At 63.7% G+C, this 12,966-nt stretch carries 12 protein-coding genes; 10 read left to right on the top strand and 2 right to left on the bottom strand.

Annotated elements, in window-relative coordinates; translation table 11 throughout:
• Nucleotides 1-766: 766 nt before the first annotated feature.
• Nucleotides 767-3,967, bottom strand: a complete 3,201-nt coding sequence (gene putA / locus J7360_RS00535; RefSeq protein WP_057658682.1) for a bifunctional proline dehydrogenase/L-glutamate gamma-semialdehyde dehydrogenase PutA — start codon at nt 3,965-3,967, stop codon at nt 767-769.
• Nucleotides 3,968-4,243: 276 nt separating this feature from the next.
• Between putA and J7360_RS00530 the strand changes: the two genes are divergently transcribed.
• Genes J7360_RS00530 through J7360_RS00505 form a run of 6 tightly spaced genes read left to right on the top strand, consistent with a single transcriptional unit; the run spans nt 4,244 to nt 9,009 of the window.
• The gene (locus J7360_RS00530) at nt 4,244-4,720 is read left to right on the top strand and encodes a DUF2244 domain-containing protein (protein ID WP_017157717.1); all 477 of its coding nucleotides are present in this window, start codon (nt 4,244-4,246) and stop codon (nt 4,718-4,720) included.
• 16 nt (nt 4,721-4,736) lie between these two features.
• The gene (gene coxB, locus J7360_RS00525; protein ID WP_057658680.1) at nt 4,737-5,705 is read left to right on the top strand and encodes a cytochrome c oxidase subunit II; all 969 of its coding nucleotides are present in this window, start codon (nt 4,737-4,739) and stop codon (nt 5,703-5,705) included.
• A 38-nt stretch (nt 5,706-5,743) separates the two neighbouring features.
• Entirely contained in the window at nt 5,744-7,348 is a 1,605-nt protein-coding gene (gene ctaD / locus J7360_RS00520; RefSeq protein ID WP_005911527.1) for a cytochrome c oxidase subunit I, read from the top strand.
• A complete protein-coding gene (locus J7360_RS00515) occupies nt 7,329-7,502 on the top strand; it encodes a hypothetical protein (RefSeq protein ID WP_003484652.1) in 174 nt (57 codons plus the stop codon). Before ctaD ends, J7360_RS00515 begins: the two co-directional genes overlap by 20 nt.
• Entirely contained in the window at nt 7,499-8,095 is a 597-nt protein-coding gene (locus J7360_RS00510) for a cytochrome c oxidase assembly protein (RefSeq protein ID WP_057658676.1), read from the top strand. Before J7360_RS00515 ends, J7360_RS00510 begins: the two co-directional genes overlap by 4 nt.
• Nucleotides 8,096-8,133: 38 nt before the next feature.
• Entirely contained in the window at nt 8,134-9,009 is an 876-nt protein-coding gene (locus J7360_RS00505) for a cytochrome c oxidase subunit 3 (RefSeq protein ID WP_022560174.1), read from the top strand.
• Nucleotides 9,010-9,103: 94 nt separating this feature from the next.
• On the opposite strand, the gene J7360_RS00500 is transcribed toward J7360_RS00505, so the two are convergent.
• Nucleotides 9,104-9,322, bottom strand: a complete 219-nt coding sequence (locus J7360_RS00500) for a twin transmembrane helix small protein (RefSeq protein ID WP_003484642.1) — start codon at nt 9,320-9,322, stop codon at nt 9,104-9,106.
• A gap of 60 nt (nt 9,323-9,382) precedes the next feature.
• On the opposite strand from J7360_RS00500, the gene J7360_RS00495 reads away from it, so the two are divergent.
• Genes J7360_RS00495 through cyoE form a run of 4 tightly spaced genes read left to right on the top strand, consistent with a single transcriptional unit; the run spans nt 9,383 to nt 12,781 of the window.
• Entirely contained in the window at nt 9,383-10,105 is a 723-nt protein-coding gene (locus J7360_RS00495; RefSeq protein WP_057658674.1) for an SURF1 family protein, read from the top strand.
• A 27-nt stretch (nt 10,106-10,132) separates the two neighbouring features.
• Nucleotides 10,133-10,708: a hypothetical protein gene (locus J7360_RS00490; protein WP_209033034.1), complete on the top strand. Its 576-nt coding sequence runs from the start codon at nt 10,133-10,135 to the stop codon at nt 10,706-10,708.
• Between the two features lie 10 nt (nt 10,709-10,718).
• Nucleotides 10,719-11,882 carry a COX15/CtaA family protein gene (locus tag J7360_RS00485; protein ID WP_057658672.1) on the top strand — a complete coding sequence of 388 codons (1,164 nt, stop codon included), beginning with the start codon at nt 10,719-10,721 and terminating at the stop codon, nt 11,880-11,882.
• 2 nt (nt 11,883-11,884) lie between these two features.
• On the top strand, nt 11,885-12,781 hold the full coding sequence (gene cyoE / locus J7360_RS00480) for a heme o synthase (RefSeq protein WP_057658670.1): 897 nt from the start codon (nt 11,885-11,887) through the stop codon (nt 12,779-12,781).
• Nucleotides 12,782-12,966 lie beyond the last annotated feature (185 nt).

Here is a 12,966-nt window from a genome sequence, read left to right as displayed (position 1 = left end):
CTTTTTGCGCCGAATTTGAGGACTGGACAGCACTTCGCGCAACGCGACTTACATCCCGCCACGCCGTTGCTGCGTCAAGGGGGGAGTTGGCGCATTTGCGCCGCTTGCTGATCGGCGCCTCGGCACCGAGATCGCCCTGCTCGTGGCAACAGAGCCAAGCCAAGCGTCCCGCACGCGTGTTGGCACGAAGCCTTGCAACGCAGTACTCGCAAATGCCTTGAAAGAGGGGCGGGCTCCGCCTCTCTGGTCGTCACTCCCCTGGCCAATGCCAAACGCGTGGTGCGGCAGTCGCTGTAGCCGATAATAGACATTGCCCAGAGCAGCCTCACGCAGCCGACGTCCTTGCCGGCATATCCTCAATACAAAGACAGCGTAGAGCGGATCGATCACGGCATCTGCGATGTTTCCCACATCCTTGATGAGACCAGATGCAAGGCATCAGAGGTAACACGACACGCGGTGAAGGTGTCCGATAACTCTTGGATCGAATTCAGCAACGTGCACCATGAGGGCGCCCGCCTGGGAGCCGTCGATTCGAATAGCTGGCGACGTGCGCCACGAAGGCCCACCCCTTGTTCGCCGAGCTGTGAGCGATGCTTTGGATCGTTGGGCTACCCTCCACGACTGACAATCTGAAAAGCTGCGCCAGCCACCAACAAAAACCCCGCATGAGCGGGGTTTTTGTTGGTGTGCCGACGGTACATCTGGCTGCAATCGGTAATGACGAACCGATCAGCGGGCAGACGCCAGCATCTGCTGGGCGGTATTAGTCACCCAAGGTCAATAGCGAGGCATTGCCGCCTGCCGCAGTGGTGTTGACGGTGACGACTTTCTCGGTTGCGAAACGCAGCAGGTAATGCGGGCCGCCGGCCTTGGGGCCGGTGCCGGACAGGCCCTGGCCGCCGAACGGTTGTACGCCGACCACGGCGCCGATCTGGTTGCGATTGACGTAGACGTTGCCTACCGCCACGCGCGAGGTAATGCGGTCGATCGTCTCATCGATACGCGAGTGGACACCCAACGTGAGGCCGTAACCGGTCGCGTTGATCTGCTCGATGACGGCATCGAGCTGGTCGGCTTTCCAGCGAATCACGTGCAGCACCGGCCCGAAAATTTCCCGCTGCAGCTGGGACAGCGATGTCAGCTCATAGGCGCGTGGAGCGAAAAAGCTCCCGTGTGCGGTGCTACCGTCCAGGGCGGTGCTGCCGATCAGACGCGCTTGCCGATCCATGCGTGCAGCGTGATCGTCGAGAATCTTGAGGGCATCAGCATCGATGACGGGGCCAACGTCGGTCGAGAGCAGGCCCGGATCGCCGATCTTCAACTCACCCATCGCACCGGCCAGCATCGTCATGACCTTGTCGGCGATGTCGTCCTGGACGAATAGGACGCGCGCCGCGGAGCAGCGCTGCCCGGCCGAGATGAAGGCACTGGAAATGGCGTCTTTGACCACCGCTTCGGGCAGCGAGGACGAGTCGGCGATGAAGGCGTTCTGGCCGCCGGTTTCGGCGATCAAGACGCCGATGGCAGCATCGCGTGCGGCCAGGGTGCGGTTGATGATGCGTGCGGTTTCGGTAGAACCGGTGAATGCAACGCCGGCAACGCGCGGGTCGTTGGTCAGCGCAGCACCAACGGTAGCGCCATCACCTGGCAGGAACTGCACAGCCGCTTCCGGTACGCCGGCTTCGTGCAGCAGCTTGACCGCTGCAAAGCCAACCAGGTTGGTCTGCTCGGCTGGTTTGGCGATGACCGTGTTGCCAGCCGCCAGCGCTGCGGCGACCTGACCGAGGAAGATCGCCAACGGGAAGTTCCACGGACTGATGCAGACAAAGACGCCACGCCCGTGAAGCTGCAGCTCGTTGGATTCGCCGGTCGGTCCGGGCAGGCGCTCCGGGGCACCGAACTGCGCACGCGCCTGGCCGGCGTAGTAGCGCAGGAAATCGACGGCCTCGCGGACTTCGGCCACTGCGTCGGGCAGTGTCTTGCCGGCTTCCTTGACGCAGATCGCCATGAACTCGGACATGCGCGTTTCGAGCAGATCAGCTGCATGTTCCAGGATGGTGGCGCGACTCGCTGCAGGTGTGCGATTCCAGGCCGGTTGCGCGGCCGCAGCGCTGGCCAGCGACTTCTGGACGGTGTCCGGATCGGCCGGGTGCCACTGTCCAACCGTCTCGCGGCGATCTGCCGGATTCAACACCGCTTGGCTGGGCGTGCTGATCAGCGCACCAGGCACCAGGGGCGCGGCCTTCCACGGTTTGATCGCGGCGTTGAGTTGCTCGGCCAGCTGGCGCAGATCGTTGTCGTTGGCGAGATTGGCGCCCATGGAGTTTTTCCTGTTCTGGTTCTGGCTACGCAGCAAATCGGCTGGCAGTGGAATCTTGGGATGCGGGATGGAAGTAAAAGACGTCACCGCCTCGACCGGGTCGCGGATGAGGTCTTCGATGGCGACATCCTCGTCGGTGATGCGATTGACGAAGCTGGAATTGGCGCCATTTTCGAGCAAACGTCGCACCAGATACGGCAGCAGATCTTCGTGCGAGCCGACCGGCGCATAGACGCGGCATGGCAGGTCGAGACGATCGGCAGGAATCACTTCGGCATACAGGTCATCGCCCATGCCGTGCAATTTCTGGTGCTCGTAGGTCTTGCCTGCCGCGATCGCACGTACCGCTGCAATGGTCTGCGCGTTGTGCGTGGCGAACATCGGGTAGAGCGCGTCGCTGTGCGCGAACATGCGACGTGCGCATGCCAGGTACGACACGTCGGTGTTCTGCTTACGCGTAAACACCGGATAGCCGGGATGCCCTTCGATCTGCGCGCGCTTGATCTCTGCGTCCCAGTACGCGCCCTTGACCAGGCGCACCGGAATGCGTCGCCCGACACGGCGCGCCAGATCGGCAAGAAAATCGATCGTGTACGGCGTGCGTTTTTGATAGGCCTGCACGGCCAGGCCATAGCCTTCCCAGCCATCCAACGACGGGTCGGAGAAGGTGGCCTCGATGATGTCCAGCGATAGTTCCAGCCGGTCGGCTTCCTCGGCATCGACGGTGTAGCCGATGCCGTACGACTTGGCCAACTGCGCAAGTTCCAGCACGCCCGGCACCAGCTCTGCCATCACGCGGGCGCGCTTGGCATGCTCGTAACGCGGATACAGCGCCGACAACTTGATCGAGATGCTGGGCGCGGCAAAGACATCGGTACCGACGAAGCTGCCGCTGCGGCCGATCGCATGAATCGCATCCCGATACGCCTGCAGATAGCGCTGCGCATCCTTCATGGTGAGCGCGCCTTCGCCAAGCATGTCGAACGAATAACGGTAGTCGGCGTTGTCGCCCTTGCGCGAACGCGACAGCGCCTCGCCGATGGTGCGGCCCATGACGAACTGATGGCCCATGATCTTCATGGCCTGGCGCACGGCCAGGCGAATGACCGGCTCGCCGACGCGGCCGATCAGGCGCTTGAAGGCGCCCGGCACATCGGCGCGGGTGAGGTCATTGAGCTGCACCAACCGACCGGTCAGCATCAGGCCCCAGGTGGAAGCGTTGACCAGCACCGAATCGCTGCCGCCCATATGCTTCTTCCAATCCGCATCGCCAAGCTTGTCGCGGATCAGCTTGTCGGCAGTGTCCTGGTCGGGAATGCGCAGCAGCGCCTCGGCCACGCACATCAGCAGCACGCCCTCTTCGCTGCCCAGGTCGTATTGGCGCATGAAGGCTTCGATGGCGCCCTGGTCCTGCGCACGCGCCCGCACATGGGTAACCAGATCGGCAGCGATCGCCTGCACCTTGGCTTGCTCAGCGGCAGGCAGGCGTGCCTGGTCGAGCAATTCACGCACGTGCTCGGTTTCGTCCTTGAGCCAGGCCGCGGTGATGGCGGCACGCAATGCGCCAGGTGCGGCGGGCAGTTCGGGCCCCAGCAGCGGGCGCGCAACTGAGGTGGAGGCAAGCGGGTCGAGCTGAGCGTTCATGCGAAAGGTGCCTTGGATTCCGTGCTCATTCTAGTGAGCCAAACGGCTTGCGCACTTGTGTGGAAGCGGCGGCTTTCCCGCCGTTTTGTGCATGCCGCCGGCGCAGGTGCGCGGCGCGGGATGTCTGCACGACGATCGTCGTGCGACTTGGAAGTGATTGATTTATGCGCACTTTTAGCTGCACTGCAGCAAATTTTTGATCGCCGGAAATGCTTGCCGCATGCGTCGGCGCGGGTCTACCATCGGGCTATTCCCGCAGTGCGCTGCGTGCTGTTTATGATCGAAGTGCTGCCGTTGATGTCCGAAGGGGTTGGGACGCAGCTGCGGTTGCGGCCTCCGCGGGCCCTGTCGGCCAGGCAATTCGTGCAGCTGTTCGCAGTGTTGGCGGGAACGATGTGGTTATTTGCAGGCCTGGGGTGGTGGACCGGCAATGCGTTCGCGCCGGTTTTTGCCCTGGTGCACAGTGGTGTGGTGGCGCTGGCGCTACGGCAATTGTGGCGAAGTGGCGAGCGCGAAGAAGCGATCCGGGTGGGGGAGGCCGTTGTCGAGGTGTTTCCGTCCGGGCATGCGCCACCAGCGTTTCAGGCACATCCGCATTGGGTGCGGCTTTGTATAGAACGCGATGACAGGGTGTTGCTGGTCAGCAGCGGCAAGCAGATCGAGATCGGAAGTTTTCTCGGGCCGGCCGAACGTGTGGAACTGGCAACGACGCTCAAACGCTTGCTCGCGGCCGCCAATGGCCGTCACCGATGACGTAAGGGTCTAGGCAATGACGCAACGCAGCAGCTGGAAGTCGATCAACACCTGCACACAAGTAGGCCTGGCGATGGCGGCGCTGCTGAGCGCGCCCGTGGCCTGGGCGCAATCGGCCGATCCAAAGGAATGGCAGCTCAACATGGGGCGCGGGGTGACCCAGACCGCGCGCATGGCCTACGAGGCGCACATGGTGGCGCTGTGGGTGTGCGTGGTGATTGGCGCGCTGGTGTTCTCGGCGATGGGCTATGCGATGTTCAAGTTCCGCAAGTCCAAGGGCGCGGTGGCCGCGCAATTCAGTCACAACACCACCGCAGAAGCGCTGTGGACGGTGATCCCGGTCCTGGTGCTGATCGCGATGGCGTGGCCGGCGACGGCAAAACTGATCGCGATGTACGACACCCGAGAATCGGAAATGACGGTCAAGGTGACCGGCTATCAGTGGATGTGGAAATACGAATATCTGGGCCAGGGCGTGGAATTCACCAGTCGCCTGGCACGCGAATCCGATCGCATCCGCCAAAGCGGCGAGCGCCCCACCGCGGCCTCGCAGCCGCATTATCTGCTGGATGTCGACAACCGCCTGGTGTTGCCGGTCAATACCAAGATCCGCTTCGTGATTACTGCCGACGATGTGATCCATGCCTGGTGGGTGCCAGCGCTGGGATGGAAGCAAGACGCGATTCCCGGCATCGTCAACGAAGCCTGGACCAACATCGAGCAACCGGGCGTGTATCGCGGGCAGTGCGCCGAGTTGTGCGGCAAGGATCATGGCTTCATGCCGATCGTGGTGGAGGCGCTGCCCAAGGCTGACTTCCAGCGCTGGCTGGCGTCGCGTCGTCGTGCGTCGGGCACAGCGCCGGGAGCGGCGCCTGCGGTGCCAGCCGCCGCGCCGACGCCGGCCAGTGCACCGGCCGCTCCGGCAGGTGACGCCGCGCCTGCCGCAGTACCGGCCCAGGCCGCAACACCGACCGCCGCTCTCTAATCGCCCGCAACCGCTCGCTTCGCAGAGGTCGTTCCGTCATGGCGCACACCGCAGTCGATCACCACGGACACCACCAGCCCGGTTTCGTCGAGCGCTGGTTCTTTTCGACCAATCACAAGGACATCGGCACGCTGTACCTGCTGTTTTCCTTCGTCATGTTCATCATCGGCGCGGCGATGAGCGTGGTGATTCGCGCCGAATTGATGCAGCCCGGCTTGCAGTTCGTCAAACCGGAATTCTTCAACCAGATGACCACCGTGCATGCACTGGTGATGATCTTCGGCGGCGTGATGCCGGCCTTCGTCGGTTTGGCCAACTGGATGATCCCGTTGCAGATCGGTGCACCGGACATGGCATTGCCGCGCATGAACAACTGGTCGTTCTGGTTGTTGCCGGTCGCCTTTACCCTGCTGCTGCTGACGCTGTTCCTGCCGGGTGGCGCGCCAGCCGGTGGCTGGACGCTGTACCCCCCGCTGTCGCTGCAGGGCGGCTACAACGTGGCCTTCAGTGTGTTTGCGATCCACGTGGCCGGCGTCAGTTCGATCATGGGCGCGATCAACATCATTGCCACCGTTCTCAACATGCGCGCGCCGGGCATCGATCTGCTGAAGATGCCGATCTTCTGCTGGGCCTGGCTGATCACTGCGTTCCTGCTGATCGCGGTGATGCCGGTGCTGGCCGGCGCAGTGACGATGTTGCTGACCGACAAGTTCTTCGGCACCAGTTTCTTCAACGCGGCCGGCGGCGGCGACCCGGTGATGTACCAGCACATCTTCTGGTTCTTCGGGCACCCGGAGGTGTACATCATGATCTTGCCGGCGTTCGGCGTGGTCAGCGAAATCATCCCGACCTTCAGCCGCAAGCCGCTGTTCGGTTATCAGGCGATGGTGTACGCCATCGCAGCGATCGCGTTCCTGAGCTTTATCGTCTGGGCGCACCACATGTTCACCGTGGGCATGCCGCTCGGTGGCGAAATCTATTTCATGTTCGCCACCATGCTGATCTCCATCCCGACCGGGGTGAAGGTGTTCAACTGGGTCAGCACGATGTGGAAAGGCTCGCTGACCTTCGAATCGCCGATGTTGTGGGCCGTGGCGTTCGTGATCCTCTTCAGCATCGGTGGTTTTTCCGGCTTGATGCTGGCGATCGTGCCGGCGGATTTCCAGTATCACGACACCTACTTCGTGGTGGCCCATTTCCACTACGTGCTGGTGACCGGTGCGGTGTTCGCGCTGATTGCGGCGGTGTACTACTGGTGGCCCAAGTGGACCGGGCGGATGTACAACGAGACCTGGGCCAAGGTGCACTTCTGGTGGACGATGGTGTTCGTCAACCTGCTGTTCTTCCCGCAGCACTTCCTGGGCTTGGCCGGCATGCCGCGGCGCATTCCCGACTACAACGTGGTGTTCGCCGACTGGAATCTGGTCAGTTCGATCGGTGCGTTCGGCATGTTCGTCACGCCGTTCCTGATGGCTGCGATCCTGCTGTCCTCGTTGCGGAGTGGCGCGCGTGCACAGGCGCGCTCCTGGGAAGGTGCCAAGGGCCTGGAATGGACGGTGCCGTCACCTGCCCCGGCGCATACCTTCACCGTGCCGCCGGTGATCAAGCCTGGAGATCTTGCGCATGAAGACATCGGCCACTGAGTCCGCCTCGGAGCCGGCGGTGACGCGTCTGCTATCTGCTGCGGAACGGCAGGCGCAGCAGCGCCGTGCAGTACGCCGTACCGCAATCACGGTCGGCATCATCGCGTTGCTGATCTATGCAGGCTTCATCGCCTCGGGAGTCATCGGGCGGTGAGTGCACGCGCGCCCGCACATGCACCGACGGCCGGCTTGTTCAAGCTGCTGGGCGTGGTACTGGGCGTGTTCGTGCTGACGTTTTCCCTGGTGCCGCTCTACCGTATCGCCTGCGAGAAAGTGTTTGGCATCCGCATGGAGCGTGCGCCTGGCAGCACGCGCGCAAGCGCGGGCACGCCACCTGCCGCCGGCAAGCGCACGGTGCGCGTGGAATTCGACGGCGGGGTCAATTCCAAATTGCCGTGGACCTTCCATCCCGAACAGATGACGATGGATGTGGTGCCGGGCGAGCTCAACGAGGCGCTGTATTTCGCGCGCAACGATGGCGCGCGTGCGGTAGTGGGCAGTGCGGTGCCTTCGGTTGCACCTGCGCGTGCCTCTGGCTACTTCAACAAGACCGAGTGCTTCTGCTTTACCGCGCAGACCTTGCAGGCCGGCGAAACGCGCGACATGCCGCTGCGTTTCATCGTCGACCCCGCACTGCCGCCGGAAGTCACCACGATTACCCTGTCTTACACGTTCTATCGCAACGACGCGCTGACCTCGGAACTGCAGGGCGGCGGCATGTCTGCCGCGCCGCGCGCCGCACCCTGATCCTTCATCCACACGCACCACGACACGGAAGCAACGCCATGGCCGATCACAGTCCCAACGCCGATGCGTATTTCGTCCCGAGCCAGAGCAAATGGCCCTTTGTCGGGTCGATTGCGATGTTCGTGATGATGATTGGCGTGGCCAGCTGGCTTAACGACGCCGCATGGGGGCGCTGGACCTTCTTCGCCGGTGTGGCGATGCTGCTGGCGACGTTGTTCATGTGGTTTGGCGATGTCATCCGCGAATCCAATGCCGGGCATTACAACCGCCAGGTGGATGGCTCGTTCCGCATGGGGATGGTGTGGTTCATCTTCTCCGAGGTGATGTTCTTCTGCGCTTTCTTCGGTGCGCTGTTCTACACGCGTGTGCTGACGCTGCCCTGGCTGGGCGGGGAAGGCGACGGCGTGATGACCAACGAGCTGCTGTGGAATGGCTATTCCGCTGCCTGGCCGACCAATGGCCCGGGCACGATCGGTGGGCAGTTCCAGACCATCCCGGCCTGGGGCCTGCCGCTGGTCAATACGCTGATCCTGCTCAGCTCCGGCGTGACCTTGACCATCGCCCACCACGCACTCAAGGGCGGGCGCCGTGGCGCGCTCTTGTTATGGCTGGGGTTGACCGTGCTGCTGGGCTGCGTGTTCCTGTTCCTGCAGGCCGAGGAATACATCCACGCCTATACCGAGCTCAATCTCACGCTGGGCTCGGGCATCTACGGTTCGACCTTCTTCATGCTGACCGGCTTCCACGGCATGCACGTGCTGCTGGGCACGATCATGTTGGCAGTGATGTGGCTGCGCGCGGCGAAAGGGCACTTCAGCCGCGACAACCACTTCGCTTTCGAAGCGGCTGCGTGGTACTGGCACTTCGTCGACGTGGTGTGGCTGGCGCTGTTTTTGTTTGTGTATGTCCTCTGAGGGCGGGGATGCGGGATTAGTGATTCGGGATTCGCAAGAGCGATCCGCTTTTGCTCTTACGAATCCCGAATGCCGAATCCCCAATCCCGGCTCCTCAGCGACCGAGCCCATGCGGCTTGATCCAGCCGGTATAGATGCCGAGGATCACGATGGCGATCAACGCCACCGATAGGCCGATGCGCCAGGTCAGGGCGTTGACGGTGCGCTTGGTCTGGCCGCGGTCGGTCAGCAGGTAGTAGAGGCCGGCGCCCAGGTTCCATAGGATCACGATCAGGAAGGCGACAATCAGCAGCGTCTTGAGCGAATCGTTCACAACAGCCCCGGGTGCAGTCGGCGTGGTGATGGCATTGCACGCCTTTTTGCGTCGCTTGTCATGACGCGCAAGCACACGGCGGTGTTTGGCTGGTGTCTGGCGCTGCTGGTGAGCGCGGGTTTTGCGGCGCTTGGGCATTGGCAATTGCAGCGGATGCATAGCAAGCAAGCCTTGCTGGACCGTGCCGCACATGTGCGAGACACCACGCTGCCCTTGGCACAGGCGCTGGCGACGCCGAATGAGTTGGCATGGGTGCGTGGAAGCGTTCGCTTCCTGCCGCAACTGGTCTTGCTGGACAATCAGCTGCACGACGGGCGTGCCGGCGTGCGCGTGTATCAACTGGCAGCGCCAGAAGGCGTATCGACAGGCGTGCTGGTTGATCTGGGCTGGCTGCCATTGCCGGCTGATCGGCAGTTGCCCGGCATCGTTGCGCTGAAAGGCGTGCAGACGGTGCAGGGACTCTTGAGCGCACCGCCGTCGGCGGGATTGGCGATCGGGCCGGCGCTGGCGCCGGGGGCTGCGGCGCAGACCTGGCTGGCCACCCGACTGGATCTGCAGGCCCTACGCAGCACGCTTGGCAGGCGCGACATTTCGTCGCAGGTCTTGCGCCTGGACCCTGCACTGCCGGTTGGCTACACACGCGATCTGGACATGCTGCCAAACACGCTGCCACCCGCGCGGCACTTGGGTTATGCGGTGCAATGGTTCGGGCTGGCCGCCGCGGTCCTGGCGGCCGCAACGCTGCTGACATGGCGTGCGCGCCGCCGCCGCCGCAGGCACTGACGCCTGCGGCATGAGAAAATCGCAGGCATGACCTCCTCCACATCGGCCACGCCGCATTCGGTCAAACGCGGCCGCAGGATGCTGATTGCCCTGGCAGTGCTGTTCTTCGGCTCGATGTTGCTGGCCGGCGTGCTGCGCTTCTCCGGATGGCAGCCGGCTTCCATGCGCAACAACGGCGAACTGCTGAAGCCGCCCGCAGATCTGCGGGCGCTGGTGCCGGTACGTGCGAACGGGCAGCCCTATGCGTGGGCGCCGAGCGAGCGCATCTGGCGCATTGCAGTGGCGCCGCCGGCCGATTGCACGCAGCAGTGCGTGGCGTTGGCCGCAGCGCTGGACAAGGTGTGGCAACTGCTCGGGCATCGTGCCGACAAGGTGGAGGTGCTGTGGATCGGTACGCCGCCGGCCGGGCTGCGGCCGATGCCCGAATTGCGCGTGCTACGCGACGATGCCCCCTTGCGCCAGGCATTGCCGCGCGGCACCGATGCGGCCGGCGTGCCGGTATATGTGATCGACCCTAATGGCTTTGTGATCCTGCGTTACGCCCCCGGTTTCGACCCGGCTGGCTTGCGGTCGGATCTGGTCAAGCTGCTGAAACTGATGTGAGCCCGTTTCGATGAACCTGTTTGCGCCACCGGCGTTGTTCTGTCACTTCCATCGCATGGCCTGGCTGGCCGCGCTGTTCACTGCGAGCACGATTTTGTTCGGGTCGTTCGTCCGCTTGTCCGATGCCGGCATGAGCTGCCCGGACTGGCCGACCTGCTACGGCCGCGTGACCTGGCCGCAGACCAGCGACGAAGCCAACACGCACGTGGCCAGCAAGATCCGCCCGCTGGAATCGCACAAGGCCTGGCGCGAACAGGTCCACCGCTTCCTGGCCGGTGCGTTGGGCGTGGAAGTGCTGGTCTTGTCGTTGCTGGCGGTGCGTCGCCGTCGCATGGGCATTGCCCAGGTGGTGTCGGCCGCGCTGCTGGTGGCGTTGTCGATTCCGCTCTACATGTCCGGCTGGCATGCCGTGGCCTTCGGTGTGGCGATCGCCGGCGAGGCCATCCTGCTGCTGGCGGCATTGCGCTGGAGCAATATCGATCTGGCGCGTGCAGCGGTGCTGACGCTGGCGGTGGTGATCTTCCAGGCGTTGCTGGGCATGTGGACGGTGACGTTGCTGCTCAAGCCGATCGTGGTGATGGGGCACCTGCTGGGCGGCATGCTGATGTTCTCGCTGCTGGTGTGGATGGCCTGGCGTGCGACGCATCTGCCGATCACCCTGGCCGACGCCTCGCGCTTGAAGTGGCTGCTGCGCCTGGGCGTGGCAGTGCTGGGTCTGCAGATCGCGCTCGGTGGCTGGGTCAGCGCCAACTACGCCGCGCTGGCGTGTGGCGGCGGCAGCTGGTCGGCCGACAATTTTCCGCGTTGCGTCAGCCAGTGGTGGCCGCCACACGATTTCCGTGAAGGTTTCACGCTGTGGCGCGGCATCGGGGTGGATTACGAAGGCGGTGTGCTGGATGGCGCGGCGCGTATCGCCATCCAGATGGCGCACCGGCTGTGGGCGATTGCGACCGCGTTGTACTTATGGTGGCTGGCCTGGCGCTTGTCGCGGTCGCCGGGGATGCGGGTGTGGGCTGCGGCGCTTGCGCTGCTGGTCGCCGTGCAGGTGACGCTGGGCATGCTCAACGTGAAGCTGGCGCTGCCGCTGGAGGTCTCGGTCATGCATAACGGCGGGGCGGTGGCGTTGTTGTTCGTGCTGGTCTCGCTGCTGGCGCGGCTGCGCGCGCCGGAGTGAGCATGGCCGTCAGCGCACGCGATTATTGGGATCTGACCAAACCCAAGGTGGTGGCACTGATCGTGTTCACCGCGTTGGTGGGCATGTTCCTGGCCATTCCCGACATGCCGACCTGGGTGCAGGTACGCACCGGCGCACTGGGCTTCCTGGGCATCTGGCTGGCGGCTTCAGCGGCGGCAGCGATCAACCAATTGCTCGACGCCAAGATCGACGCACAGATGGCGCGTACCTCATGGCGCCCGCTGGTGGTGGGCAAGGTGCGGCCCTGGCAGGTGCTGGTGTTCGCCGGCGTGCTGATCGTGATCTCCATGACCATTCTGGTGGTGTGGGTGAATGTCATCACCGCCGTGCTGACCTTTGCCTCGCTGATCGGGTATGCGGTGATCTACACCGTCTACCTGAAGCGCGCGACCTCCCAGAACATCGTGATCGGCGGCCTGGCCGGCGCCACGCCGCCGATGCTGGGCTGGGCCGCTGTGACCGGGCTGCCGACCAGCGCCGACTGGATCAATGCCTCGCTGCTGGTGCTGATCATCTTCATCTGGACACCGCCGCATTTCTGGGCGTTGGCAATCTTTCGTCGCGCCGATTACGCCAAGGCGGCCATCCCGATGTTGCCGGTGACCCATGGGGTGCCGCATACGCGCAAGCAGATTCTGGTCTACACCGTGTTGCTGGCGATCGTGACCTTGGCGCCAGTGGCGGTGGGCATGAGCGGGGTGTTCTATCTGGGCGGTGCGGTCGTGCTCAATACGGTGTTCCTCTGGTACGCGTGGCGCATGCTGAACCCGCCGGACGAACTGTTCTCGATGAAGATGTTCGGGTACTCCATCGTGTACCTGATGGCGTTGTTCGCCTTCCTGATGGTCGACCATCTGCTGCTGCCGTGGGTGCGCTAGTCGCTGCGATAGGACGAGCGGCACCGCGGTAGGTCTGCCGCCACGGACTGCGTGGCAACCAGCGTATGGATAAATCACGTCTATAGCGCGCCTGCGGCGCGTGGCGAAAGATCGCCGGATGAGGCGCCGCGTGCGGCGCGTCGAGGTCACCAGGGGCGTCCACCTCAGCAGGCGCCGCCGCGGTT

Origin of the sequence: Xanthomonas sp. D-99, from assembly GCF_017746145.1 — a bacterium.
Lineage (GTDB): Bacteria > Pseudomonadota > Gammaproteobacteria > Xanthomonadales > Xanthomonadaceae > Xanthomonas > Xanthomonas cissicola.
This window is presented reverse-complemented; position numbering and strand designations above follow the sequence as displayed.

What these genes read in the sequence shown, in the direction of transcription:
- putA (WP_057658682.1), bottom strand. Translation starts at nt 3,967, where the DNA reads ATGAACGCTCAGCTCGACCCGCTTGCCTCCACCTCAGTTGCGCGCCCG.
- J7360_RS00530 (WP_017157717.1), top strand. Translation starts at nt 4,244, where the DNA reads ATGATCGAAGTGCTGCCGTTGATGTCCGAAGGGGTTGGGACGCAGCTG.
- coxB (WP_057658680.1), top strand. Translation starts at nt 4,737, where the DNA reads ATGACGCAACGCAGCAGCTGGAAGTCGATCAACACCTGCACACAAGTA.
- ctaD (WP_005911527.1), top strand. Translation starts at nt 5,744, where the DNA reads ATGGCGCACACCGCAGTCGATCACCACGGACACCACCAGCCCGGTTTC.
- J7360_RS00515 (WP_003484652.1), top strand. Translation starts at nt 7,329, where the DNA reads ATGAAGACATCGGCCACTGAGTCCGCCTCGGAGCCGGCGGTGACGCGT.
- J7360_RS00505 (WP_022560174.1), top strand. Translation starts at nt 8,134, where the DNA reads ATGGCCGATCACAGTCCCAACGCCGATGCGTATTTCGTCCCGAGCCAG.
- J7360_RS00495 (WP_057658674.1), top strand. Translation starts at nt 9,383, where the DNA reads ATGACGCGCAAGCACACGGCGGTGTTTGGCTGGTGTCTGGCGCTGCTG.
- J7360_RS00490 (WP_209033034.1), top strand. Translation starts at nt 10,133, where the DNA reads ATGACCTCCTCCACATCGGCCACGCCGCATTCGGTCAAACGCGGCCGC.
- J7360_RS00485 (WP_057658672.1), top strand. Translation starts at nt 10,719, where the DNA reads ATGAACCTGTTTGCGCCACCGGCGTTGTTCTGTCACTTCCATCGCATG.
- cyoE (WP_057658670.1), top strand. Translation starts at nt 11,885, where the DNA reads ATGGCCGTCAGCGCACGCGATTATTGGGATCTGACCAAACCCAAGGTG.